This is a genomic window from Halomonas borealis, assembly GCF_004798905.1.
GTDB classification, from domain to species: domain Bacteria; phylum Pseudomonadota; class Gammaproteobacteria; order Pseudomonadales; family Halomonadaceae; genus Halomonas; species Halomonas borealis.
Genome location: NZ_SDMO01000029.1, coordinates 1 through 479 on the forward strand (window position 1 = coordinate 1; position 479 = coordinate 479).

The window sequence follows — 479 nt, forward strand, 5'->3', positions numbered from 1 at the left end:
GCGCCGCGCTCGGTGTCCTCGAACTCATGGAAGTAGAACAGCCCTTCCTCGGCGGCCAGCCGCTCGACGAACGCGAGATCGGTCTCGCGGTACTGCACGCAGTACTCGCGTTCGGCGGGCTCGCGGGTCACCGCGAAGGCCACGTCGGTGAGGCCGCGTTCCTCGCACAGGGTATTGAGGATGGTCAGCGGCGAGACGCGCTGGAAGATCCGCGAGTTGTGGCGCAGCGAGAGGCGCCACAGCGAGGGCCGGATGACCACCTCGTAGTGGCTGCGGCGGTGGCCGCGGTCGCCGCGCCCGAACTCGGCGACGATGCCGTGCACGCGCCGCTGAGCCACGCCGTCCTGCCACACGGTGAGGCTCGCCGGGCGGTCGAGCAGCGCCTCCGGCGAGAGGTCGGCGGCGCGGCTGGCGAAACGCACCCGCAGGTGGAAGGGCGCCGACAGCGCCTCCTCATGGGTGAAGTCGATCACCGCCGG

1 protein-coding gene is annotated in these 479 nt (G+C 71.4%); it reads right to left on the reverse strand.

Features of this window, described 5'->3' with window-relative positions; genetic code table 11:
* A partial coding sequence (gene vgrG, locus ETC07_RS14970; protein ID WP_136249321.1) for a type VI secretion system tip protein VgrG occupies window positions 1–479 on the reverse strand: 479 nt, incomplete at both ends.